Here is a 23,398-nt window from a genome sequence, read left to right as displayed (position 1 = left end):
AGCAGCCCTGACCGTTAGATGTTCCTTTGCTCATGTCTCGTCCTCCACGTCCCGTTTCCCGCCGCCCTGGCGTGAAGCCTGCGCCATCCTCTTCAGCCCCGCGCCGTGTCGCCAAAGCGCCGCCGGCCGAGCCGAAGCTGATTCTGTTCAACAAGCCTTTCGATGTGCTGACGCAATTCAGCGACGGCGAAGGGCGGGCAACGCTCAAGGATTTCATCGAGATTCCGGGGATTTACCCGGCAGGGCGGCTGGACCGCGACAGCGAAGGCTTGCTGTTGCTGACCAACGACGGCCAGCTTCAGGCACGAATTGCCGACCCGAAACACAAACTGGCCAAGACCTATTGGGTTCAAGTCGAAGGCGAACCAAGCGCTGAGCAATTGCAACGATTGCGCGACGGTGTCGAGCTGAACGACGGCATGACGTTACCGGCCGAAGCGCGACAACTGGATGAGCCGCAACTGTGGCCGCGCAACCCGCCAGTGCGCTTTCGTAAAAGCGTGCCCACCCGTTGGCTGGAACTGGTGATTCGCGAAGGCCGCAACCGTCAGGTACGACGCATGACTGCGGCGGTTGGCTTGCCGACGTTGCGTCTGGTGCGGGTCAGAATCGGTGACTGGTCGATCGAAGGGCTCGATCAGGGGCAGTGGAAGGAAGTGCCGGCGCGCTTATAGCGTGCCGGATTCGATCATGCCGATGACCACGCTTTTGATCACGAACGCGGCCACGCCCAGCCCCAGTACGAAGAACAGAATGAACGAGCCGAAGCGCCCGGCCTTGGATTTTTTCGCCAGATCCCAGACGATGAAACCCATGAAAATGATCAGGATGCTGACCAGTCCAGTCATCATCCACTCTTCGAATACTGCAGGATCCATTGAACATCTCCGGCGCAGGTGGGGCTAAAAGGCGCTGGAGTATACGCCATGGGGAATTGGCGGGGCATTGACCTGCGGCAGTGTGCCGCAGCTATTCGTCGCCTGTGCAGGCCTCTTCGCGGGCAAGCCTCGCTCCTACGGGTTTTGTGTCGACTGTAATAACGTGACCGACACAAATCCTGTAGGAGCGAGGCTTGCCCGCGAAGGCATTCTCAGCTGCGCAGATGCGTCAGCGGCAACTCGGTACTGTTGAGCACCTGATTCAACACAAAGCTCGACCGTACGCTGGTCACCCCTTCAATCCGGGTCAGATGCCCCAGCAGCAGTTTCTGATAGTGATCCATGTCTGGCACTACCACTTTGAGCTGATAGTCCGCATCCATCCCCGTCACCAAACTGCATTCCAGTACTTGCGGCAAGGTGCGAATGGCGGCTTCGAAATTCTCGAAACGCTCGGGTGTATGGCGGTCCATGCCAATCAGCACATACGCTGTCAGGCTCAGGCCGAGCATCTTGCGGTCCAGCAAGGCGACCTGGCGGGTGATGTAACCGTCGTCTTCCAGCTGCTTGACCCGCCGCGAGCAAGGCGAAGGCGACAGGCCGATGCGTTCGGCCAGCTCCTGATTGGAGATGCGTGCATCACGTTGTAATTCCGCCAAAATGCTCAGGTCGTATCGGTCGAGTTTGCTCATCAATCAGGCCTTTGTCATAACTATTGCGGCGGATTATCTATCCTGAGTTAAAAATTGCGCAAGTGATGTTTATTTGAGCAATCTTCGCAATCCTCTGCCGGTGCGCCCGGCCTATTCTTATCACCAGAATCACTGCTCGGACAAACAGTCCAGTGCGGCTCGCCCAATCAGGCCAGCTGCGGTCGCCACCCCCACCGGGGTTGTGTCGGCCCCCGAGCTACACACTGTCCAGAAGACGGCGTGAGGTGAGCCGACGTCATAAGCGTCGAGCACGGACGAAGTTCTCAAAGGGAGGCCGACGGGTCTCCCTTTTTTCTTGCCCGGAATTTATGGGCGCCCCTAAATAAATAAGTTGCGCGACTGATAACCTGTTTCAGAGCCGGCCTGCGTTTTCCCCATCTTGCGTACAGGCCCTGACCCCCAGTGAGGAAAAGCATGAAGTCGCGCATCTGGCGTTTGGCCGGTGTTGGTTTGCTGTGTGTGAGTGTCACTGCGCAATCGCTGGCCGATGAGCCGCAATATCGCGGTCCCGATGGCGGCGAGCGTGGAGCGGATCAGCAGGGTCACAATCTGCCGATCCAGGGCAGGCCCGATACGGTGTACCAGACCCAGGAGCCCCGCCGTGGCTACTATCAGGACGAGCAGCCGCGCAATGATGACAACCAGCACTGGCAGACTGGCGGACAGGGCCCACGTCATGATGATCGTCCCTGGCCAGGTCGCCCGGATGGGCGCGGCAATGGCTGGGGCCCCGGCCCGCAGTATCGTCCGGGGTATGTGATCGACCGCTTCCCGGAGCGCAGCTACCGCGTGCCGTATCGCGGCCAGGAGTATTTCTATTCCGGTGGTTATTGGTATCGCCCCCACGGCCCACGTTACGTGGTTGTGCAGCCGCCGCGCGGGATTCGAGTCAGCTACTTGCCCGATTACGCGCGTGAAGTGTGGATCGGCGGTGCGCTGTTGTTCCTGGCGGCCGGCGCGTATTACGCCTATCAGGACAGCACTCGGGATTACGTCGTGGTCGAGCCACCCATGCAGCCGCAACCGGTGAGCAGTGGTTATGACGTGGTGGCGTATCCGGCCAACGGCCAGTCGCCGGAGGAGGTCAGTCGGGACGGTTACGAATGCTATCGCTGGGCCGTGGAGCAGAGCGGCTTCGATCCGCGCACCGTCACCTATCAACCGGCCCCGTCGGTGGTGCAAGCCTACCGACAGGCCCAGGGCAACTGCCTGAGCAGTCGCGGTTATCAGGTTCAGTAGCAGCTGCAAGCTATAAGCCTCAAGCCTCAAGCCTCAAGCCTGGAGCTTAAAGCTTGTCGCTTGAAGCTGCTTTCATAGGATCGGCATGCACCAGCACTTCGGCTCGCGGGTAAGCCGCATGAATCGCATCGGCGGCTTGATCGCTGATGCCGTGGGCGACTGACAGGGTCAGCTCTCCCGGCAACTCCAGATGCAATTGCACAAACCACTGGTTGCCGGAAATGCGTGTGCGCAGATCGTGGGCGCCCAAAACCCCCGGCACGCTGCACGCCAGTTCAAGCATGTGCTGGCTGACACCCGGCGGCAGCTCTTCATCCATCAGCACCGCGAAACTTTCTCGGGCGATATGAATGGCGCTCCAGAGGATGTAGGCGGCGATCCCTAACCCAAACCAGGGGTCGACTTGATGCCAGCCAAAACCGGCTAACACCAGCGCCAACAAAATGCTGCCGTTGAGCAGCAAGTCTGAGCGGTAATGCAAGGAGTCGGCACTCACGACGTTGGAGCCGGTTGCCTTGATCACCCGATGTTGCAACATCAGCAGGGCCATGGTCAGGGCGAGGGAGAACACAATCACCCCAATGCTGAGCCACGCAGCGCCTATCGGCTCCGGATGTTTCAACCGTTCGATCGCCTGCAACGCAATCAGCACCGCACTGCCGCCAATGAACAGTGCCTGAGCCATGCCCGCCAATGATTCAGCCTTGCCATGCCCATAACGGTGATCGTCGTCGGCCGGGCGCAAGGCGTATTGCACGGCCAGCAGATTGAGCAGCGAGCTGACGCCATCGAGTGCCGAGTCAGTCAGCCCGGCGAGCATGCTCACCGAACCGCTCAACCACCAGGCGATGGCTTTGGCGACGATCAATATGCACGCCACCGCCACCGAGGCGCGCGTCGCCAACCGCAGCAGGCGGGCGTGTTCGGTACTGCTGGTCATAAGTGCGGCTTTTCCTTTTTGGTGCACCGATTACGCGGCCGGTTGCAGGCCGAACATGGCCAGTTGCTGGGCGCTGCCTTTGTGCTGGATCAGACGTGGGTCGTCCAGCGGGAAGCGGCGGCCCAACTCGGTTTCCAGAATAGTCTGCAGCTTGTGGTTATCGACTTTACCGTCGGCACCAATGGCTTCCTTGAGTTTTTCCGGCGCCACTTGGGCGGTTCGGCCGGGCTCGTAGTAAATGGCGCCAGTGGCAAAGTCCACCGCAAAGGCAATCAGCCCCGGAATGATATAAAACAGCAGGCCCACGGCATCCAGCGCGACGATCACCGGGTCGATCTTGCCTTCGATCTGGCCGCGACGATCGGGGTAGAAAATCGTGCCGCAGGCGGTTATTTGGGTCAGCAAGCTCGCGACCAGTACACCGCCGATCAAGCGAAAGGGAGCACGCATGTGAAATCTCCTGGGTTATCTGGAAACGAAGGGGCGTCAATATGAATTAGGACCGCGACGAAGGCCGTTATACTCGCGGCGGCAGGGCGTGCCCACAGTAAATTGCGGTCGCGTCTCACCCCCCACTGGAATGGCTGAGGATTGAAGTTGTTTTTTCCAGATCGACAACGCGTAACGACTGATGGATGTTATCGGGGTTCGGCCCTCCGGGCTGAAGCTGTGGGCGCGCCATGCTGCGTTGCGGGACTTGGCAAGGAAACGACCCTTACCGGCGTCCCGCGCCTTGCCTGGCACGCCCACAGCTTCAACGCGACTCGCAATTTACTGTGGGCACGCCCTGTGGAGCCAGCATGATTTCTTTGCCGATTGATGAAGTTTTACCCGCCCTGCGTGAAGCCCTCGCTACACGCCACGAAGCCGTGCTCGAAGCACCGCCCGGCGCGGGTAAAACCACCCGCGTGCCCTTGGCCTTGCTCGATGAGCCGTGGTTGGCCGGGCAGACCATTCTGATGCTTGAACCGCGCCGCTTGGCCGCACGGGCGGCGGCGGAGCGGTTGGCCAGTGAACTGGGTGAGAAGGTCGGCGAAACCGTTGGCTACCGGATTCGTCTCGACAGCAAAGTCGGCCCCAATACCCGCATCGAAGTGGTCACCGAAGGTATCCTCACCCGGCGCTTGCAGGATGACCCGGCGCTGGAAGGCGTGGGCCTGCTGATCTTTGACGAATTCCACGAACGCAGTCTCGACGCCGACCTGGCGCTGGCGCTGAGCCTCAATGGCCGCGAGTTGTTTCGCGACGACCAACCGCTGAAAATCCTGTTGATGTCGGCAACCCTGGAAGGTGAACGCCTGGCCGGGTTGCTCGATGATGCGCCGATCCTGCGCAGCGAAGGTCGCATGTACCCGGTGGCGATGCGCTGGGGGCGACCTTTTCAGCCCGGTGAGTTTATCGAGCCACGGGTGGTGCAGACCATTCTCGACGCGCTGAACGATGAGACCGGCAGCCTGCTGGTGTTCCTGCCGGGGCAGGCGGAAATCCGTCGGGTGCATCAGCAACTCGCCGATGCGCTGGGCAATAGCACACAGGTTCTGCTCTGCCCGTTGCACGGTGAACTGGATCTGACGGCGCAGCGTGCGGCGATCGATCCGGCGCCCGTCGGCAAACGCAAAGTGGTGCTGGCGACCAACATCGCCGAGACCAGCCTGACCATCAACGGTGTGCGCGTTGTGATCGATGCCGGGCTGGCGCGAGTGCCGCGTTTCGACCCCGGCAGCGGCATGACCCGGCTGGACACTCAGCGCATTTCCAAAGCCAGCGCCACGCAGCGCGCGGGCCGGGCAGGGCGTCTGGAGCCCGGCGTGTGTTATCGCCTATGGTCGCAGGATCAGCACGAGCAACTGGCAGCTTACGCCAGTGCGGAAATTCTCTCGGCGGACCTTGCCGGGCTGGCCTTGCAACTGGGTCGTTGGGGCGTGACGCCGGGGCAATTGGTTTGGCTGGATATCCCGCCCGCAGCAGCTTATGCACAGGCTCAGGATTTGCTTGAACGTTTGGGCGCGCTGGAGGGCGAGGCGCTGACCCGTCACGGTCAGGCCATGGCTGAACTGCCAGCCCATCCTCGGATCGCTCATTTGCTGTTACGTGGTCAGGCGCTCGGCTTGGCCGACATGGCCTGCGATGTCGCGGCATTGCTCGGCGAGCGGGATATTTTGCGTGGCGCCGGGGCGGATCTGCATAGCCGACTGGTGCTGTTGTCCGGCGAAGAACGGGCCGCGCGTGGTGCGCAGGGCGGTGTTCAGCGGGCCCGACAATTGGCGCGGCAGTATCGCGGTTATCTGCGTGGCAAGGCTTCGGAACCGGTCAGTGATCCTGAACATCCGCGCTGGCTTGGCGCGTTGCTGGCGTTGGCGTATCCCGACCGAGTTGCGCAACAACGGCGGGCCGGTGGCGCTGAATATCGATTGGCGAATGGTCGCGCAGCGTTGTTCGCCGAAGCGGACAGCCTGATGAAGCAACCGTGGCTGGTGATCGCCGATTTGGGCAGTCGTCAGGGCCAGCGTGAAGAACGGATTTATCTGGCGACGGATTTTGATCCGGCGCTGTTCGACTCAGTGTTGGCCGAACAGGTGCGCTGCGTCGATCAACTGGATTGGGATGAGCGCGAAGGCGTGCTGCGGGCCGAGCGTCAGCGCAAGGTCGGCGAATTGATCCTCAGCCGCGAACCGCTGACCGGGCTCGATGAAACGGCCCGCAGTCAGGCGTTGGTGAACCTGGTTCGGCGCAAAGGCCTGGAGCTGTTGCCCTGGACGCCAGAGCTGCGTCAGTGGCAGGCGCGGGTGGCGTTGTTACGTCAGTTGGACCTTGGCAGCAAGGGTGAGAGTGAATGGCCGGATGTCAGCGACGCAACACTGCTCAAAAATCTCGAACACTGGTTGATGCCGTATCTGGGCAAAGTCTCGCGACTCAGTCACTTCGCCAATCTGGACTTGTCGAGCATCGTTCATAACTTGTTGCCATGGCCGCTGCCGCAACGGCTGGATGAGCTGGCACCGCATCATTTGAGCGTGCCGTCGGGTTCATCGATTCGTCTGGATTACAGCGAACAGCCGCCAATTCTGGCGGTGCGCCTGCAGGAGCTGTTCGGCCTGGCCGAGACCCCGCGCATTGCCGGTGGCCGGCAGGTGGTCAAACTGCATTTGCTGTCCCCGGCGCGGCGGCCGGTGCAGGTGACGCAGGACTTGGCGAACTTCTGGCGCAGTACGTATGCCGAGGTGAAGAAGGATTTGAAGGGTAGATACCCGAAGCATTATTGGCCGGATGACCCATTAGTGGCTGAAGCTACTGCGCGGATCAAGCCAAGCAAAGCTTGAGTTTCCAGACCCCGCATTTCGCAGAAATGGTATCTCCCTCTGGATTGTCCCATCGTTGTGACCTGCCTGAAATGTGGCCTCGGATTTGTAGAAGCTGCCGACCTACGTACAGATATAGTGAATAAATATTCAATAAATAATCGACAAAAAATTGAATTGTGTTGGGTATTTCCTTCGAAAACATCCTATTTTTCGACAAATTATCAATAAAACTCTCAGAATTTCTCAAGAGAACCGCTTCTACATATCTTGACATATTGAACGCTCAGTCATATGTTCGTCGGCAGTTGGATCATTGGATCCAAAAAATCCAATCGGTACTACCTACTGGTGCTGATTCGAAAACATGGACGTGTATTCATTGGAAGCAGTCGACATGACGACTCCGAGCTATTATGGAAAATGGCAGGAAGGCTGGTATCTGTGCGCTAGCTTGACGGCAGTGGTTTTGGTTGTCGCTTTGGCAATCTGGGGCGCCCAGCCCGACGTGACCGGTGTGCGCGGTGTGGCCATCTTCTCTGCGCGTTATGCGCTGGTGCTTTTTTGCACGGCATTCGCCGCATCCGCAGTCCAGACACTATGGCCTGCACCTTTGACTCACTGGCTTAAACGTAACCGGCGCTATTTGGGCGTGGCTTTTGCTTTTGCACACACCGTACATATGGCAGCAGTCGTCGCCTTCGCCATCGCAGCGCCCGCGCTGTTCGATACCGTCAAACCATCCTTTGCCTTCAGCATCCTCGGCGCTATTGGCTATCTGTTCATGTACGTGATGGTAGCCACGTCGTTCGATCAAGCCGTCACCTGGATGGGAAGACCCGCTTGGCAGTTATTGCATCGGATGGGAAGTTACTATCTGTGGTCGATGTTCGTCTCCGCATTCGTCATCTACACCCTGCATCGACCGACTGTGGAGCTTCACGTCGTTCTGTGCATGAGCGTGTTGCTTATTGTGATTGGCCTGCGAAGTGTGGCCTGGGTCAGACGCTCGCAACTTAAATTACAGAGCACCGCTGCACGCTGAATGGTTTCGCGCTATCGGTAAATTGTCGTCCATCTATTTAATCAACGCCAATTTTCGTTATTCGATAAATTGCAGGGAGCTTTATCGTGCCTCTTTCGCACCGATCTAAAAATAATGTTGCCCTGGCGGCAATTTGCCTGGCATCTTTAATGTTTGGCCTGGAGATATCCAGCGTGCCGGTTATTCTGCCTGGGCTGGAAGCAGTATTGCAGGCCGACTTCAAGCAAATGCAATGGATCATGAATGCCTATACCATCGCCTGCACAACTATCATGATGGCGACGGGAACACTGGCCGACCGTTTTGGGCGTCGGCGCGTCTTTATTATCAGTATTCTGGCTTTTGGTATTACGTCATTGATTTGCGGCGTGGCTCAAGATGTGACGGTTCTCATCGTCAGTCGTTTCCTTCAGGGACTGGCGGGAGGCGCGATGCTGATTGCTCAGGTCGCGATCCTTTCTCATCAGTTCCAGGAGGGTCGCGAGAGAAGCAAGGCCTTTGGTGCCTGGGGGATTGTATTTGGCATGGGGCTTGGCTTTGGACCGATCATTGGTGGCCTGATCGTGGCCGTTTCCAGCTGGCAGTGGGTATTTCTGATTCACGTGCTAATCGCTATCGTCACCTTGTTCCTGGTGTTCATCGGCGTCAAAGAGTCACGCGACCCCTATGTCAGGAAGCTGGACACCCTGGGCATTGTCACGTTGTCACTGGCAGTATTCGGCTTGGCGTTCTACATCACCCAAGGCCCCGACTTAGGCTTCGACAGCGTACAGGCCATTGTTATCCTGGCTGCGACTGTCGTTAGTTTCGCGCTATTTCTGTACGCAGAAAAGACCCATGTTCACCCGATGTTCGATTTTTCGGTGTTCAAGATCCGGAATTTTTCTGGTGCACTGCTGGGGTCTATCGGCATGAACTTCAGCTTCTGGCCGTTCATGATCTACCTGCCCATCTATTTCCAGAGCGGCCTGGGCTACGACCCGGTCATGGCGGGGCTGGCCCTCTTGGCCTATACCTTGCCGACTTTGGTATTCCCGCCTGTCGGTGAGCGACTCGCGCTGCGTTACCGCCCGGGCATCGTGATTCCTTGCGGACTGTTTACCATCGGCCTGGGCTTTATGCTGATGAAATTTGGCAGCAGCCTGGAACAGGCCAGTTGGTTGACGATGTTGCCCGGCTGCCTGATTGCCGGCATCGGCCTGGGCATCACCAATACGCCGGTCACCAATACCACTACCGGCTCAGTGGATAGCAGCCGCGCAGGCATGGCGTCGGGCATCGATATGAGTGCGCGTATGATTTCATTGGCCATCAATATTGCACTGATGGGGCTTATTCTGTCCCAAGCCGTGTATACGCAATTAAAACGACAACTACCGGATGTCGACAGCGCACAGGTGCACTCATTGGCTGAGTCCATTGCTGCCGGTAATACGGTTATAAGTCCCGCACTGAGTAGCGTATTGCCGGCGGCAGCTATTCACGACGCATTGACCCACGGGTTTGGCATCCTGATGTTATATGGCGGTATGGGCGTCTGGTTATTAGCGGCGATCAGCATTTTTATATTCGCATCGCCCAAGCGCTTGCTGGTAACAAACTAAGTAGTTGATATAGAAAACGCTTTTTAAAAAATATCGGCCTCCGCTTTATTAAGCGGGGGCTGTTCGTGTGCGCCTCTGTCATGGTCATACACAATAAAAAATAAAGGGAGCAACGTATGTGTGGAGTCACAGGCTGGGTTTCGTACAGCCAGGATCTGCGTTTGCAACGCAAGGTATTGCAGGACATGACCGATACCATGGCGTTGCGCGGCCCCGATGCCGAAGGCTTATGGATCGATGGACCGGTTGGCTTTGGTCATCGGCGCCTATCGGTCATTGACCTTGAAGGTGGCCGTCAGCCAATGCTGGCCAAGGATAAGACCGGTCAAGATGCCGCCGTCATTACCTACAGTGGTGAGGTGTACAACTTTCAGGCGTTGCGCGCTGAACTGCAATCTCGTGGACACCGGTTCGAGACATGCAGTGATACCGAGGTCGTGCTGATGGCCTATCTGGAATGGGGCGAGGCCTTTGTCGATCGGCTCAACGGTATCTATGCCTTTGCCATCTGGAACATTCGGACCTGGCAATTGTTGTTGGTGCGCGACCGCGCAGGCGTCAAGCCTCTGTTTTATTATCAGACCCGGGACGGGGTGATATTTGGCTCCGAACCAAAGGCGCTGCTTGCCAACCCTCTGGTGCCTCGCCGAGTCAAGGCCGATGGCTTGCGCGAAATCCTGGAGATGGTCAAGACGCCGGGTCATGCAATCTTTGAAGGCATGCGCGAAGTGCTGCCCGGCGAGTGGGTGCGGGTCACACAGAACGGGCTCACCAGTCAACGCTATTGGCAACTGCAGGCCCGTGAACACGAGCACAGCCTTAGCCAAACTATCAGCCATACCCGTGACTTGCTGGAAGACATTGTCGGCCGTCAGGTAGTAGCCGATGTGCCGTTGTGCAGCCTGCTGTCGGGCGGTCTGGACTCCTCGATCATCACTGCGCTGGCGTCAAAAAAGCTCCTGCAAAGCGGCAAAGGCAATATTCGCTCTTACTCTCTGGAGTTCCGTGACCACGGCCAGGACTTTGTCGCCAACAACTTCAACCTCACGCCTGATGCACCTTTCGTCAGAGCGCTGATAGAGCAGATTCACTCCACCCATGAAGAAGTGATTCTCGACAGTGCGCTGATGGCTGATCCCCAACTGCATGCCAAGGTGGTGCGCGCACTCGACCTGCCGCCTGCTTTCTGGGGCGACATGTGGCCTTCGCTTTATCGGCTTTTTGAGGAGGTGCGCAAGCATTCCACTGTCGCGCTGTCGGGTGAAGCAGCAGACGAACTGTTTGGCGGCTACCGCTGGTTTCATGACCCGCAAGCCATTGCAGAGAATACTTTTGGCTGGATGACTTCAGCCACAGGCAAGTACTTTGATGGCAAGGCACTGCTCGATCCCGGCTTGGTCAAGCAGCTCGATATTCCGATTTTTCTCAAGGATAGCTACGCCCAGGCAGTCAATGAAGTACCGGTTCTGGCCGGAGAAAGCGCGGTTAACCGACGTATGCGCCAAGAGACTTATGTCCATCTGACACGCTGTATGCAAATCATGCTGGACCGCAAGGACCGCATGAGTATGGCGGTGGGGCTGGAGGTTCGAGTGCCGTTTTGCGACCACCGATTGGTCGATTATGCCTTCAACATTCCGTGGGAAATGAAAGCCTTTGATGGCAGGGAAAAAAGCATTCTGCGCGCTGCCGTGAAGGATCTGTTGCCGGCCTCCATTCTTGACCGTGTCAAAAACCCCTATCCCGCGACTCAGGATCCGGCCTACGAGCGACAGCTTCGGGCATCGATGAGCCAGATTGCTAATGACCCCAATGCACCGGCCAAGCCACTGCTGGACAGCAAGCGTATCCAGCAAGTGCTGAACACCGATATCGGTGCTTCCTCTGCACGCCAGAACCGGATCGGCATGGAAATGGCCATCGGGCTGAACACCTGGCTGAGTGAATACGACGTCACTTTGGAGCTTTGAGCGCTTGCGCATTTTCACAACCCTGGAACTGTCGGCACCTGCCGGCCTTTAGTTTTGATTTCCATCCTTCAGGAGAGGGCTTATGGAAGATAATCAAGTGTGGGCGTTCAAACCCTATACCCGGCAAACAATACGCAAGGCACCGCAGTGGGAGCGCTTTTCGGCGGACCAGCGCGAGGTTATTGAGGTCGTTTCCCTGGTATTGCCGTTTCGGGTCAACAACTACGTGCTCGACGAATTGATCGATTGGGACAACATCCCTGATGATCCGATTTATCGGCTGACCTTTCCCCATCGCGACATGTTGCGTGAAAACGAATACGCCGCCTTGCGCGATTTACTGGCGTCCAGTGCGCCTCAGGCGACCATTGATGCGCAGGTGAATACCATTCGCCAGCGTATGAACCCGCACCCTGCGGGCCAGATGACCCATAACGTGCCTCGCCTGAACGGGCAGCCGATAGCGGGTCTTCAGCACAAATACCGAGAGACCGTGCTGTTTTTCCCCAGCGCCGGGCAAACCTGTCATGCCTATTGCACTTTCTGCTTCCGCTGGCCGCAATTCGTTGGCATGGAAGACCTGAAGTTCAATGCCCGCTGCTCCCAGAATCTGGTTGAGTATTTGAAGCAGCACCCCGAAGTGACCGATGTGCTGCTCACGGGTGGCGACCCGCTGGTCATGAGCGCACGGGCGCTGAGGGCATATATAGAGCCATTGCTGACTGACGAACTGGCCCACGTGCAGAACATTCGCATAGGCACCAAATCAGTTGCCTACTGGCCCCAGCGATTCATTAGCGACAAGGACTCAAAAGACTTGTTGCAGCTATTTGAGAGTGTCGTCGCCGCCGGACGGAACCTGGCGATCATGGGCCACTACAACCACCCGCGTGAACTTAATCACCCCATCGCACAGGCGGCGGTGCGCAATATCATTGCCACCGGCGCAACAATACGCGTTCAGGCACCGCTTATCCGGCATGTAAACGAAGCACCGCAAGACTGGGCAGAGTTATGGACCACCGCCGTGCGATTGGGGGCCATTCCTTATTATATGTTCGTGGAGCGCGACACCGGCCCCAGTGACTACTTCAACCTGCCACTGGCCCGTGCCTATGAAATCTTCACGCAGGCCTACCGCATTGTCTCGGGTTTGGCCCGCACCGTAAGGGGCCCTTCGATGAGCGCCTTTCCCGGCAAGGTGATGATCGACGGAATAACCGAAATCGCTGGGGAAAAGGTGTTCGTTCTGCAGTTCCTGCAAGCGCGTAATCCGTTGTGGGTGCGCCGTCCGTTTTTCGCCAAATTCGATCCCGATGCTACCTGGCTTGATGATCTGGTACCGGCTTTTGGCGAAAAACACTTCTTCTTCGAACAGCACATTGCAGCCAACGACGACGTGATACCGGTCGAGTTGATCGATGACGACGAACACCTGCTGGAAGTCATGGAATGAATACCTCTTCGCCTGAAGCGAACATCCCCCAGTACGAAATTTTTGCCTTGCGCTATGCCACCCATGGCGAACGACGTAGCGCCGAAAACTATCTGGGCGACGATCCCCATGTTGATATTTCGATGCCTCTGGACTTTTATGTCTGGGTCATCCGGGATAGCCAGCGCACCATTCTGGTCGATACCGGCTTCAATGCTGAAATGGCCGCGCGTCGCAAGCGCACATACCTGCATTCGCCGGTTGAGTTGTTGCAGCGCCTGGACATTGATGCGACTGCAGTACAAGACATCATCATTACCCACATGCACTACGACCACGCCGGGAATATCGATGCTTTCCCAAACGCCCGCCTGCATTTGCAGGAAGCCGAGATGGCCTATTGCACCGGCCGATGCATGTGCCATCTGCCGCTGCGCAAACCCTTCGAAGCGCGCGACGTGGCCTCGGCTATCGAGCGTCTGTATGCCGGCCGGGTGGAGTTCGCCGACGGCGACAAGATCATTGCCCCCGGAATCAGCGTTCATTTGCTGGGCGGCCATACCGCAGGCCTGCAGGTGGTCAGGGTATATACCGAACGCGGCTTTGTAGTGTTGGCCAGCGATGCCGCTCATTACTGGGACAACCTGCGCTCGCGCCGGCCATTCCCGATCGTGCTTGATGTGGCCGACATGCTTGATGGTCATCAGCGCATCGAACATCTGGCTGATGGGCCGCAACACATCATTCCTGGCCATGACCCGGCAGTTCGCTTGTGGTTCCCGACCTGGCGGGGCGAATCGAACATCGTCGCCCTGCACAAACATCCCGTCTCCACCTTGGCACTTGATGCGGCCCCTTGGGCAAAAGAATGAAAAGGTTCACAACGGCCTTGCGCAGAACCTGGAGGTTCGAACGATGCAGCTCATAAAAGTGGCGATCATCGGTATGGGCCCAAGAGGCCTGACGGTGCTGGAAAGGATGCTGGAACACGCTCGCACGATGCCGGCCGGCAAACAGTTACAAGTTGAGATCTTCGACCGCAGGCCTTTTGGAGAGGGGGTTCACGATTCACAGCAACCGGACCACCTATTGATCAATACGGTGTCGTCTCAGGTAACGATGTTCGCGCCGTCCAGCATTGCAGGCGCAGGGCAGGGTTTGTCTCTGGTGCAATGGGCGCAACTGGAAGGTTACCGACGCATCGACGGATTATATTGCCGTGCCGGTTCCGATATTGGTGAGCCTATAACCGATGCGGACCATCTGCCGCGCAGCCTGCTGGGTGAATACCTGGCATGGTTCTACAACCATCTTGCGCAGCAACTACCATCGAGCATCACCCTCAATCCAAGGCACCACCGCGTCATCGATCTGATACCTGGACGCGCAGGCTACGAAGTGGTCCTGGATAACGATGAAGTCAGCCAAGTGGATTACGTCGTGATTGCCACGGGGCATGGTAACCGTCAGCCGACTGCTCAAGACTTGGCGTTTTCGGAGTTTGTCGTACAGCAGGCCAGCAGGAATCCGCACCTGAGTTATTTCTCCACGCCTTATCCCGTGCAGGGCCTGAGTAATATTGCCCCACAGGCTACCGTGGCCATTCAAGGCTTCGGCCTGACCGCCCACGATGTCATTTCTGCGCTGACGCTCGGTCGTGGCGGACGTTACGTCGAGCGTCAGGGGCAATTGAAGTACCTGCCGTCCGGCGAGGAACCCAATTTGCTGCTGTTTTCGCGAAACTGCCTGCCATTTGCCGCTCGCGGCATCAATCAGAAAGGTTTGACGGGTAAACACGTGGCGCAGTTTTTCACCCCGGCCGCGATGCTGGCACAACGCGAACAGGTACTGGCCCGCACCGGCAGTCCGCAATTGGATTTTCGCCATGATGTGCTGCCCTTGATTATCAAGGAAATGGCCTACGCCTACCGAATAGCTGCCGCGGACCAACCTGTTGCCCATGAAGGGTTCGTGCCAAGTGCTGAAGAGCTTATGGCGATCAACAGGATTCTGTGGCCTCTCGAGGATCAGACATTCGCCAGCCAGGAGGATTTTGGACGATTCTTTGAAGCGCTAGTTCGTGACGATCTGGATCACGCCCTGAAAGGCAATATTGGCAGCCCGGTGAAAGCCGCCACCGATGTGTTGAGGGATACCCGTGAGGCGCTGCGGGTGGCCGTCGAATACAGCGGCTTGACTCCCTGCTCCCATCGATACTTCGTGGAGCATTTCAACGCTATCACTAACCGTGTCTCCTTCGGACCGCCAAGGCAGCGCAACTTCGAATACCTGGCATTGCGCGAGGCAGGCCTGATCGATATTGCCGGTGGTCCGGGGGCGCAATTGATCATGGACGGTGACCGCAACCAATTCAGGATTGACACCCACTACTCGCATCACACCGAGCGACGTTACGCCGATGCGCTGGTCGTCGCGCGGCTGGACAATTACTCGCCCTTGAGCGACGGCGCTGCTTTGACGAAAAACCTGCTGGCTCGAGGGCTGATTCAACCTTATCGCAATGGCGACTATCACCCGGGCGGCATCGATATCGACGCCAATCTGCATCCTGTAGGTTTGCAGGGCAAACCTGAAAAACGCCTATGGGCTATAGGTTACCCCGTCGAAGGCCAACATTTTTATACTCATGCCTTGCCTCGCCCCGAAATAGCCTCACGCCAGACCCTCGATGCACAACGGTGCGTCCTGGATCTGTGGGACTCCATGAGTAGTCATCCCCAGCTTTCTCTCCCGGTATCGGCCAACGACGAGTTGAGCCATTCGGCGCCGCCCGTTTCAAGGAGCATGTCTTGATCAGATTGCATGGCTTTTATCGCTCATCGGCGACCTTTCGGGTGCGCATCGCCTTGAATCTCAAGGGGCTTGATTATGTATCGGTGGAGCTCGACCTCACCCGTGGTGAGCAGCGTCAGGCACCGTACCTGCGCCTCAATCCGCAAGGGTTGGTGCCGGCCCTTGAATTGGACGGAATTGTACTGACGCAATCGCAGGCAATTATCGAGTATCTGGACGAGGTCTATCCGCAGATGCCTCTTCTACCGCCAGACTCACCAGGCAGGGCACGGGTGCGGGCGCTGTACCAGCTCATCGCTGCCGACACTCACCACATCACGACCCTGCGCGTAAGCCACTACCTGCGAACACAGCAAGGCGCCGAAGAGCGCCAGATTCGCCAGTGGCAGCACCACTGGCTCGGCGAAAGTTTCACGGCCATCGAGACCTTGCTTAGTAGCTCCGCCATGACCGGGCGCTTCGCTCATGGCGACCAGTTGACACTCGCCGACATTGCCCTGACACCTCAGGTATACGCAGCCCAGCGCTTGGAACTGGCAATTGATCAATGGCCGAACCTGGCCCGAATCGTCGAAAACAGCATGGCCGAGCCGGCATTTATCCGTGCACACCCCAGCAACCAATCAGTATCGGCGCAGCGATTGAACGCTACGACCTCACGGGGCGTGTGACTTGCCCCGGCCGTTTTACAACATTTGCTGCACTGGCTACACCGCGTTCATACCTCAATAAAACCAGCAAGGAGTGCAAGATGGGCCTGAATACTTATTTTGATCGCAAGCATCTGGAAGCGCATTACGCAACGACAGAAGACTACAAACAGCGGTCAGACTCGTGGGAAACACTGGCTAAAAACTCCATCAGCCAATGGTATGCCGAGCAACTCAAAGAATTGACGTTCACGGAGGTACTGGATGCCGGGGCCGGTCTGGGTCGCTTTAGCGATGCAGTGGCGCGGTCGAAAGACGTTAACATCACGGCGATCGATATCTCGCCGGAGATGGTACAAGCCACCCGTCAACGCGTAGAAACCTTGCCGGGCAATCACCGCTTCATTCAGTCGGCTATCGAAGAGGCACCTTTTGAGCAAGAGGCTTTTGATCTTATTCTGGCGAATCTGGTGCTACACCATGTGCCGGACATCAAAGTAGCGTTCGAGAAGCTGGCAACATTGGTCAAGCCTGGTGGACACGTCGCCCTGCTGACTGCCGACTTCGACTGGATGAGCGAATTGAATCGACTGCAGGACCATGCCCTGCTCACGCTTGGCTTCCCATTCGATGGCCCGGCCTTGACCGCCCCAGGCACCAATAGCTTTTGCGAAGCCAACATCATGAGGTTTGTGCCGGCATCGCTGACGCTGGTCAAAAAACCTTGGTTCGATGGCACCATGGTCTTTCCGGACGTGGACGCCGTGCTGAACTTTTATACCCGCACCCTGCGCTACAAGAACATCGCCCAACAGATCGGCGATGACTCCCTGAAGCAGGCTGCCCGTGAACTCATCGAGAAATACTGCCTGCAGGATGGCGAGCTGAAGGTCTCCAGCAGCGTCTATCAATATGTATTCAAAAAGCTCTGATGAGCTAAAACGAACCTGGAACTCTGCCGATGGCCGCCCCCGGGGCGGGCGGTCATGGGTGCACTCAGCGCAACGATTGAAGGTCAGCGGCGCGCAATGGCAGACATGGACATATCGACGATCGCCGTCAATCGAGACTCCTCATGTACCATTTTTCCGAACACACGCAGCCCTTGAACCATGCACAAAAGGAAATCCCCCACGGTCTTTTCATCCAGGGCCGAGTTGAACACCCCTTCGGACTGACCGCGAATGACCGTTGCCGTCAGCAAGGTCAGAGTCCGGCTCATGAACGAATCGATCCGCGAATACAGTTCAGTGTCTTCCGGCATCATTTCCAGGGTGGTATTGACGATGAAGCAACCATCCAGTTCTTCCAGCGCCGAAGCAGAGCGGGTGTAGTGCATTAGCGCCGCCCTTAGCGCCTGATCCGCAGGCTCGATGGAGTTCAGTCGCGCCGCCAATTGAGCGATAGAACCATTGCTGTAATGCTCGATAGCGGCCAAGAGCATGCCATGCTTGTCGCCAAAAGCGCCGTACAAGCTACCCCTCATCAACCCTGTCGCCTTGCAGATTTCGTCCAGAGACGTGCCACGATACCCGCGCGCCCAAAAGACATGAGCGACGACCTCGGAAACGGTATCGACGTCGAATTCTCGCGGACGTCCACGTCCCGGTTGGCTGGCAGTTTTTTTGGATAGATCAGTATTGGGCATGGTGAGGGTATTACCGTCAGGCCATTTCAGACGTCATGGAAGGGGGGCGATAGCCCCTGCCTATTTGCAAGGCTTGCACCTCATCCAAGGCAGGGGCCTTAAGTACGATTTTACGGGGACCGAAACCGCTGAATAATTCCTTCGGCATAATGGATCCAGTGACCTTTCGCGTCAACCGCGCCAGCCTCAAGCAAAAGATTGCAGCCTAGGTCCGGAGCGGCAAGGCGGCGATCAACGCCTAAGGCGCGGCCGGCAACAGAAACCGCGCAATCACCGGCAAATGATCGGAAATGCGCAACGTATCGTCCTGCTTCACCTTTGCCTCGACCCGTTTGATGCGTGGGCTGTAAAACAGGTAGTCGACGGTCCGGTCCGGGCCGTTCAAGCCGGGGTCATTGGGGTAATGGGTCAGCCATTGCGCCCGGTCGATCCCGCTGGCTTCGTTGTTGGTGGGAATCATCGGGTATTTGTCCCACAGCACATGCAGCGCGCTGTCTGCGGAGTAGGGCGTGCTTTGCTCGGGTAGCAGGCGTCGATGCTGGCCCAACGGCAACAGGTTGAAATCGCCGCCGATCAACCACGGCGTGCCGCGGCTTTCATACTTGTCGAGGACCTTGGCTATGGCCGTCACCTGACGTTGCAAGGTTTCGTCGAACGGGGTGGTGGCACGGTCCAGGTGGGTGTTGAACACGGCCATTTGGCCGCCGTTGCCCAATGGCAGGTGAGTGACCAGCACGGCGTTTTTCGGCTTGAACTGACGGCTGATGAAATTGGCCGCAGCGACCGGTAATTGCAGGCGTTCGGCCTGTTCGATCCGGTAGCGGCTCAGGGTTGCCAGTTGCCGGCCAACGCTGCCGAAGATACGCGGTTCAGGCACGAAGTCGGCTTTCCAGTCGAAGGCTTGAGCGCTGCAGGGATACAGGTCAGTGACTCGATCCTGAAGCAATTTGAACTGGTGTTGGTAGTCACTGGCTTTGGCGCCGTCATCGAGTTCCTGCAACAGCACCACATCAGGTTGCTCGTCGCGAATCACCCGCGCCACTTCGTCGAGGCTGAAGGCCATGTCTTCCGGTGTGGGTTTTTCATCGGTGCCGTTGGCCAGATCATTCCAGAACACATAGCGCTTGCCTGCCAGGTACTGGACGTTCCAGGTCATCACCTTCAGCGCCTGGCCGGGCACCAGCGTCGGCGCCTGGGCGTTGCAACTGACCGGCAGCGCTTCCTTGGCTTCGGGGCGCCAGGTGAGGCTGTAGATCATCAATGCAATCAGGCCAATGGCAATCAGCACGCACAGCAGGGTGTAGCGCAGTAGACGGGGCATGGCTCGGCTTATAGCGTTACAAAAGATGGACCCGAGCATAACCGAGCGCAAACGGCATGCCCATCAGTTAGCCGCAACACATACCCTTGTAGCAGCTGGCGAAGCCTGCGTCCGGCTGCGAAGCAGTCGTGAAATCAGTGTTCACGTTGAATCAGATAGACCACGTTCGCTGGATTACGACTGCTTCGCAGCCGGACGCAGGCTTCGCCAGCTGCTACAGGGATCGCAGCGTTCTTCAAAGCGCCCCGTCAACCTTCTCGGGCGCATCGCTAATCAGCATGAACAAACGGAACACCACCACGCTGGTGAACAGTTGCAGGAAGCTGTGGGCGCTGTCGATCAGCAGCGAGATCACCGGGTTCTGCGGCTCAGGGTAAGCCGCCAGCGTCGCCCCCTTGAGTACCCACAGCGGGCCCATCACGCACAGAATGCACACCAGAATGCGCAGGAAATTCCCGCGGGTCAGGCGCAGGCTTTCCTTCATCGCCGCCAGCGGTGCCAGGCCGCGCAGCACCAGCAGGTATTCGCCGAACGCCAGCGTCACCATCAGCCAGATCCCCGGCAGGAAATACAGCGACAGACCGATCAGGATCAGCAGGGTATTGAGAGCGGTCAGCAGGGCGAAACGCGGCCACAGGGTCGCGGAAGTCGCCAGCAAGTCGCGGGTGCGTGGCGTTTCGCCACGGCTGCGGGCATCGAGAAACAGGATCAGCGCGGCGGTGTACAGCGGATACACCAGCAAGCCGACCAATACACTGATGCCGGGGAAACTGTCCGGCTTGGTGGAGTGGTCGACCACCTGTTGCAGCAGCGCCTCGAAAATCACCAGCGGCAGGCACAGCTGCACGATCTGGCGCAGATTGCGCTTGAAGAAATACAGAGAGTCACGCAGTACATCGAACGGATTCATCAGTCGGTATCGCAGGTCGAAAGCAGGTGCCTCACTTTAACCGATGAACCCCTTTGGGGCGCAAACGTAAACGTTCGGTAAAGGTCATTGAAACATCCTGTATCAGCCCCATTACGGGTGAGCACCTTGTCCACCGTGGATGAGGGCGACGATATTCCAGGCAATCTATGAGGTCGCCATGAACAGCGAAGAACAAACCCTGATCGATGGACTGTTTTCCCGGCTGCAACAAGCCGAAACGGATTCAGCCCCCCGCGACGCCCAGGCCGAAGCGCGGATCAAGGAACACCTGACTCGCCAGCCCGCGGCGGGCTATTTCATGACCCAGGCGATTCTGGTGCAAGAGGCAGCCATCAAGAGCCTCGATGAACAGAACAAGCAACTCAGTCAACAAATCCAGCAATTGCAGGCTGAACTGCAATCGGCCAAGGCTCAGGCGACGGCACCGGCGCCGAGCAGCGGTGGCTTTTTGTCGAGCATCTTCGGTGGTGGATCTCGTGATCCACAGCCTGCGCCGACTCAAAGCGCAGCCCCCTCCAATGGCGGCTGGCGTGAACCGGGGCGGCCGTCATTCAACTCGCAGCCGCCACAGCAAAACTTCGGTGCCGCACAGCAGCAAAATTACGCACCACAACAGGCCGCCGGCAGCAGCTTCCTCGGTGGTGCATTGAAAACCGCAGCGGGCGTGGCCGGTGGCGTGATGCTGGCGCAGGGCATCAGCAGTCTGTTCCAGCACCCTCAGCAGCCGGAAGTGGTTGAAGTCATCAAGGAAGAACCGGCTCAGGTCAACGATCAGAGCGACAGCGGCAATGGCTGGGGCGACGATCAGCGGGTGGCTGACAATTCCAGCGATCAAGGCGGATACGCTGACGCCGACTATAGCGATGACAATTCATCGTTCTTCGGTGGCGACGACGATTCCTTCGTCTGACTCATCAGTGGTGAGGGAGTCTTGCTCCCTCACCACATGGCCGATTATTCGCGGAACAATCCTTCGGGCTGGCATACTGGGCAACTTTTCGGGCCCGGTGCCTGATCCTGCCCGCGCTTCGGCACGCCAATGAGGATGTACGGTGAAAAAAATCGCAGTGTTCGCCGATGTCCAGAACCTCTATTACACCGTGCGTCAGGCCTATGGTTGCCACTTCAACTACGCCGCGCTGTGGGCTGACGTCAGCAAAGAAGGGCAGATCGTCGAGGCCTATGCCTATGCGATCGATCGTGGCGACAGCAAGCAGCAGCAGTTTCAGCAGATCCTGCGCAACCTCGGCTTCATCGTGAAGCTCAAACCCTACATCCAGCGCAGCGACGGTTCGGCCAAAGGCGACTGGGACGTGGGCATCACCCTCGACATCATGGACGCCGCCGACCACGTCGACGAAATCGTGCTGGCCTCCGGCGACGGTGATTTCGACATGCTGCTGGAGCGCATCATCAGCAAGCACGGCGTGCAAGCGGTGGCCTATGGCGTGCCCGGTCTCACCGCCAATTCGCTGATTCGCGCTGCCAGCCGTTACGTGCCGATCGAAGGCGCGTTGCTGCTCAAGAATTGATTTTTACGGAGTTGAAACAGGTTTGGAACGCATAGCAGTCATCGACTTTGAAACCACTGGGCTTTCCCCGAACAGCAACTGCCGGGCCACGGAAATCGCCGTGGTGATTCTCGAGCAGGGGCGCATTGTCGAGCGTTACCAAAGCCTGATGAACGCTGGCGTGCGGGTGCCGGCTTTTATCGAGCAACTCACCGGCATCAGCAACGCCATGCTGCGCACCGCGCCCTCGGCCGAGCAGGTGATGAATGAAGTCAACGAATTCGTTGGCATCACGCCGCTGCTGGCGCACAACGCTGCGTTCGACCAGAAGTTCTGGGACTACGAACTCGGGCGAATCAAACGCACACGCTTGCAGAACTTTGCCTGCTCGCTGTTACTCGCCCGCCGCCTGATGCCCGCCGCGCCGGACCACAAACTCGGCACCCTCACCACGTTCGCCAGCCTGCCCAATACCGGCAAGGCGCACCGGGCCATGGCCGATGCGGAAATGGCGGCCAACCTGACGGCGCATCTTGCTGAAGAATTGCGGCGCAAGCATGGGTTGCGGGAGTTGTCCCATGATCTGCTCGTCAGTTTGCAGAAAGTGCCGGCGGCGAAAATCAATGAGCATCTGAAGCGGTATCGCGGGTTCTGACAGAAACACCGCCGATCTCCTGATTCTGTCCAACTTTTTGGGTGCAGATCATCCTGTAGGAGCTGTCGAGTGAAACGAGGCTGCGATCTTTTGATCTTGATCCTAAAAATCAAAAGATCGCAGCCTCGTTCCACTCGACAGCTCCTACAGAAGAACTATTTGCCATTCCCTTCCAACTGCCCCAACGGCACCCGCTTCTCGATGGCGCTGGACAGCACGATCGAGGTCTTGCTGAACCCGAACGTGGCGATCCGGTTGATCAACTCTTCCAGTTCCGGCATCGAGCCCACCGCCGCTTGCATGATCACGCACGGGTCGCCGGTGACGCGGTGGCATTCGGTGAGCTGTGGGATTTTGATCAGTTCGTCGTAGGTTTTCTGGTTGCCGTGCTGGTTCAGGCGCAGTTCGATGACGCACTGGATCGGCAAGCCGAGTTTGGCCATGTCGACTTTCGCCTGGTAGCCGGTGATCACTCCGCAGGCCTCAAGTTTGGCCACGCGCTCGGCCACCGCCGGAGCGGACAGGTTCACCTTGCGTGCCAGATCGGCGTAAGACGCACGACCGTTTTCCAACAGGGCGCTGAGGAGCATGCGGTCGTATTTGTCCATCGTGGCATTCCTGAAAAAAGGCTGACTTTCGAAAGCACGGTTTATAGCGCTGAACTCCGTGTTTTGAAAAGTGTACCGGCGCTATAAACAGGTTTTGTAACTTATTTTCTGCCGTTGGCCTTTCTAGAATAGCGGCT

The 23,398-nt window shown here is 57.8% G+C and carries 22 protein-coding genes; 14 read left to right on the top strand and 8 right to left on the bottom strand.

From position 1 onward, the window contains the following. Window positions 1-32: 32 nt before the first annotated feature. On the top strand, window positions 33-674 hold the full coding sequence (locus tag BZL43_RS19985; RefSeq protein ID WP_095633893.1) for a pseudouridine synthase: 642 nt from the start codon (window positions 33-35) through the stop codon (window positions 672-674). On the opposite strand, the gene BZL43_RS19980 is transcribed toward BZL43_RS19985, so the two are convergent. Together BZL43_RS19980 and BZL43_RS19975 are read right to left on the bottom strand one after the other, a co-directional pair. After that, window positions 669-878, bottom strand: coding sequence for a DUF2788 domain-containing protein (locus BZL43_RS19980; RefSeq protein ID WP_056855782.1), 210 nt, complete (start codon window positions 876-878; stop codon window positions 669-671). The genes BZL43_RS19985 and BZL43_RS19980 overlap by 6 nt on opposite strands. A 212-nt stretch (window positions 879-1,090) precedes the next feature. Beyond that, a complete protein-coding gene (locus BZL43_RS19975; protein WP_007894448.1) occupies window positions 1,091-1,570 on the bottom strand; it encodes an Lrp/AsnC family transcriptional regulator in 480 nt (159 codons plus the stop codon). A gap of 435 nt (window positions 1,571-2,005) precedes the next feature. Here BZL43_RS19975 and BZL43_RS19970 point away from each other — a divergent pair, with 435 nt between their 5' ends. Then, window positions 2,006-2,830, top strand: a complete 825-nt coding sequence (locus tag BZL43_RS19970) for a DUF6515 family protein (protein WP_095633892.1) — start codon at window positions 2,006-2,008, stop codon at window positions 2,828-2,830. Window positions 2,831-2,876: 46 nt separating this feature from the next. Here the strand turns inward: BZL43_RS19970 and BZL43_RS19965 are convergent, their stop codons facing one another. Together BZL43_RS19965 and BZL43_RS19960 are read right to left on the bottom strand one after the other, a co-directional pair. Beyond that, the gene (locus BZL43_RS19965) at window positions 2,877-3,770 is read right to left on the bottom strand and encodes a cation diffusion facilitator family transporter (RefSeq protein WP_095633891.1); all 894 of its coding nucleotides are present in this window, start codon (window positions 3,768-3,770) and stop codon (window positions 2,877-2,879) included. A 30-nt stretch (window positions 3,771-3,800) separates the two neighbouring features. Next, entirely contained in the window at window positions 3,801-4,220 is a 420-nt protein-coding gene (locus BZL43_RS19960; RefSeq protein WP_095633890.1) for a polyribonucleotide nucleotidyltransferase, read from the bottom strand. Window positions 4,221-4,570: 350 nt separating this feature from the next. Between BZL43_RS19960 and hrpB the strand changes: the two genes are divergently transcribed. The 9 genes from hrpB (at window position 4,571) to BZL43_RS19915 (ending at window position 17,519) form a co-directional block, all read left to right on the top strand. Continuing rightward, window positions 4,571-7,090, top strand: a complete 2,520-nt coding sequence (gene hrpB / locus BZL43_RS19955) for an ATP-dependent helicase HrpB (protein ID WP_095633889.1) — start codon at window positions 4,571-4,573, stop codon at window positions 7,088-7,090. A 376-nt stretch (window positions 7,091-7,466) separates the two neighbouring features. Then, complete coding sequence (locus BZL43_RS19950; RefSeq protein ID WP_143517881.1) at window positions 7,467-8,114, top strand: ferric reductase-like transmembrane domain-containing protein; 648 nt, start codon at window positions 7,467-7,469, stop codon at window positions 8,112-8,114. An 86-nt stretch (window positions 8,115-8,200) separates the two neighbouring features. Next, the gene (locus tag BZL43_RS19945; protein ID WP_095633887.1) at window positions 8,201-9,718 is read left to right on the top strand and encodes an MFS transporter; all 1,518 of its coding nucleotides are present in this window, start codon (window positions 8,201-8,203) and stop codon (window positions 9,716-9,718) included. 116 nt (window positions 9,719-9,834) lie between these two features. Then, window positions 9,835-11,688, top strand: coding sequence for an asparagine synthase (glutamine-hydrolyzing) (asnB, locus tag BZL43_RS19940; protein WP_095633886.1), 1,854 nt, complete (start codon window positions 9,835-9,837; stop codon window positions 11,686-11,688). A gap of 82 nt (window positions 11,689-11,770) precedes the next feature. Further along, window positions 11,771-13,144 (top strand): KamA family radical SAM protein, encoded by a 1,374-nt coding sequence (locus BZL43_RS19935; protein WP_095633885.1) that lies wholly within the window; start codon window positions 11,771-11,773, stop codon window positions 13,142-13,144. Continuing rightward, window positions 13,141-13,995 carry an N-acyl homoserine lactonase family protein gene (locus BZL43_RS19930; RefSeq protein WP_095633884.1) on the top strand — a complete coding sequence of 285 codons (855 nt, stop codon included), beginning with the start codon at window positions 13,141-13,143 and terminating at the stop codon, window positions 13,993-13,995. The genes BZL43_RS19935 and BZL43_RS19930 overlap by 4 nt, the downstream gene beginning before the upstream one ends. After that, on the top strand, window positions 13,877-15,937 hold the full coding sequence (locus tag BZL43_RS19925) for an FAD/NAD(P)-binding protein (RefSeq protein ID WP_256582887.1): 2,061 nt from the start codon (window positions 13,877-13,879) through the stop codon (window positions 15,935-15,937). Before BZL43_RS19930 ends, BZL43_RS19925 begins: the two co-directional genes overlap by 119 nt. Next, entirely contained in the window at window positions 15,934-16,608 is a 675-nt protein-coding gene (maiA, locus tag BZL43_RS19920; protein WP_095633882.1) for a maleylacetoacetate isomerase, read from the top strand. The genes BZL43_RS19925 and maiA overlap by 4 nt, the downstream gene beginning before the upstream one ends. Window positions 16,609-16,688: 80 nt before the next feature. Continuing rightward, on the top strand, window positions 16,689-17,519 hold the full coding sequence (locus tag BZL43_RS19915) for a bifunctional 2-polyprenyl-6-hydroxyphenol methylase/3-demethylubiquinol 3-O-methyltransferase UbiG (RefSeq protein ID WP_168185116.1): 831 nt from the start codon (window positions 16,689-16,691) through the stop codon (window positions 17,517-17,519). A gap of 83 nt (window positions 17,520-17,602) precedes the next feature. Here BZL43_RS19915 and BZL43_RS19910 read toward each other — a convergent pair whose 3' ends face one another. The 3 genes from BZL43_RS19910 to BZL43_RS19900 form a co-directional block, all read right to left on the bottom strand. After that, entirely contained in the window at window positions 17,603-18,235 is a 633-nt protein-coding gene (locus BZL43_RS19910) for a TetR/AcrR family transcriptional regulator (protein WP_095633880.1), read from the bottom strand. 238 nt (window positions 18,236-18,473) lie between these two features. After that, window positions 18,474-19,556 (bottom strand): endonuclease/exonuclease/phosphatase family protein, encoded by a 1,083-nt coding sequence (locus BZL43_RS19905; RefSeq protein ID WP_095633879.1) that lies wholly within the window; start codon window positions 19,554-19,556, stop codon window positions 18,474-18,476. A 235-nt stretch (window positions 19,557-19,791) separates the two neighbouring features. Beyond that, entirely contained in the window at window positions 19,792-20,466 is a 675-nt protein-coding gene (locus tag BZL43_RS19900) for a YciC family protein (protein WP_095633878.1), read from the bottom strand. A 178-nt stretch (window positions 20,467-20,644) separates the two neighbouring features. Here BZL43_RS19900 and BZL43_RS19895 point away from each other — a divergent pair, with 178 nt between their 5' ends. From BZL43_RS19895 to BZL43_RS19885, 3 genes are all read left to right on the top strand, one after another. Next, window positions 20,645-21,397 carry a DUF2076 domain-containing protein gene (locus BZL43_RS19895; RefSeq protein ID WP_095633877.1) on the top strand — a complete coding sequence of 251 codons (753 nt, stop codon included), beginning with the start codon at window positions 20,645-20,647 and terminating at the stop codon, window positions 21,395-21,397. Between the two features lie 142 nt (window positions 21,398-21,539). Beyond that, entirely contained in the window at window positions 21,540-22,019 is a 480-nt protein-coding gene (locus BZL43_RS19890) for an NYN domain-containing protein (RefSeq protein ID WP_095633876.1), read from the top strand. 22 nt (window positions 22,020-22,041) lie between these two features. Next, window positions 22,042-22,653, top strand: coding sequence for a PolC-type DNA polymerase III (locus BZL43_RS19885; protein ID WP_095633875.1), 612 nt, complete (start codon window positions 22,042-22,044; stop codon window positions 22,651-22,653). A 155-nt stretch (window positions 22,654-22,808) separates the two neighbouring features. Here the strand turns inward: BZL43_RS19885 and BZL43_RS19880 are convergent, their stop codons facing one another. Further along, complete coding sequence (locus BZL43_RS19880) at window positions 22,809-23,261, bottom strand: Lrp/AsnC family transcriptional regulator (protein ID WP_095633874.1); 453 nt, start codon at window positions 23,259-23,261, stop codon at window positions 22,809-22,811. Between the last annotated feature and the right edge of the window lie 137 nt (window positions 23,262-23,398).

This window comes from Pseudomonas sp. PICF141 (assembly GCF_002286815.1).
Lineage (GTDB): Bacteria > Pseudomonadota > Gammaproteobacteria > Pseudomonadales > Pseudomonadaceae > Aquipseudomonas.
The sequence above is the reverse complement of the archived record's forward strand: the minus strand, read 5'-3'. Positions and strand labels throughout refer to the sequence as shown.

Excerpts from the sequence above, each read along its gene's own strand:
- BZL43_RS19985 (WP_095633893.1), top strand. The coding sequence starts at position 33 with ATGTCTCGTCCTCCACGTCCCGTTTCCCGCCGCCCTGGCGTGAAGCCT.
- BZL43_RS19980 (WP_056855782.1), bottom strand. The coding sequence starts at position 878 with ATGGATCCTGCAGTATTCGAAGAGTGGATGATGACTGGACTGGTCAGC.
- BZL43_RS19975 (WP_007894448.1), bottom strand. The coding sequence starts at position 1,570 with ATGAGCAAACTCGACCGATACGACCTGAGCATTTTGGCGGAATTACAA.
- BZL43_RS19970 (WP_095633892.1), top strand. The coding sequence starts at position 2,006 with ATGAAGTCGCGCATCTGGCGTTTGGCCGGTGTTGGTTTGCTGTGTGTG.
- BZL43_RS19965 (WP_095633891.1), bottom strand. The coding sequence starts at position 3,770 with ATGACCAGCAGTACCGAACACGCCCGCCTGCTGCGGTTGGCGACGCGC.
- BZL43_RS19960 (WP_095633890.1), bottom strand. The coding sequence starts at position 4,220 with ATGCGTGCTCCCTTTCGCTTGATCGGCGGTGTACTGGTCGCGAGCTTG.
- hrpB (WP_095633889.1), top strand. The coding sequence starts at position 4,571 with ATGATTTCTTTGCCGATTGATGAAGTTTTACCCGCCCTGCGTGAAGCC.
- BZL43_RS19950 (WP_143517881.1), top strand. The coding sequence starts at position 7,467 with ATGACGACTCCGAGCTATTATGGAAAATGGCAGGAAGGCTGGTATCTG.
- asnB (WP_095633886.1), top strand. The coding sequence starts at position 9,835 with ATGTGTGGAGTCACAGGCTGGGTTTCGTACAGCCAGGATCTGCGTTTG.
- BZL43_RS19935 (WP_095633885.1), top strand. The coding sequence starts at position 11,771 with ATGGAAGATAATCAAGTGTGGGCGTTCAAACCCTATACCCGGCAAACA.
- BZL43_RS19930 (WP_095633884.1), top strand. The coding sequence starts at position 13,141 with ATGAATACCTCTTCGCCTGAAGCGAACATCCCCCAGTACGAAATTTTT.
- BZL43_RS19925 (WP_256582887.1), top strand. The coding sequence starts at position 13,877 with ATGACCCGGCAGTTCGCTTGTGGTTCCCGACCTGGCGGGGCGAATCGA.
- BZL43_RS19915 (WP_168185116.1), top strand. The coding sequence starts at position 16,689 with ATGGGCCTGAATACTTATTTTGATCGCAAGCATCTGGAAGCGCATTAC.
- BZL43_RS19910 (WP_095633880.1), bottom strand. The coding sequence starts at position 18,235 with ATGCCCAATACTGATCTATCCAAAAAAACTGCCAGCCAACCGGGACGT.
- BZL43_RS19905 (WP_095633879.1), bottom strand. The coding sequence starts at position 19,556 with ATGCCCCGTCTACTGCGCTACACCCTGCTGTGCGTGCTGATTGCCATT.
- BZL43_RS19900 (WP_095633878.1), bottom strand. The coding sequence starts at position 20,466 with ATGAATCCGTTCGATGTACTGCGTGACTCTCTGTATTTCTTCAAGCGC.
- BZL43_RS19895 (WP_095633877.1), top strand. The coding sequence starts at position 20,645 with ATGAACAGCGAAGAACAAACCCTGATCGATGGACTGTTTTCCCGGCTG.
- BZL43_RS19880 (WP_095633874.1), bottom strand. The coding sequence starts at position 23,261 with ATGGACAAATACGACCGCATGCTCCTCAGCGCCCTGTTGGAAAACGGT.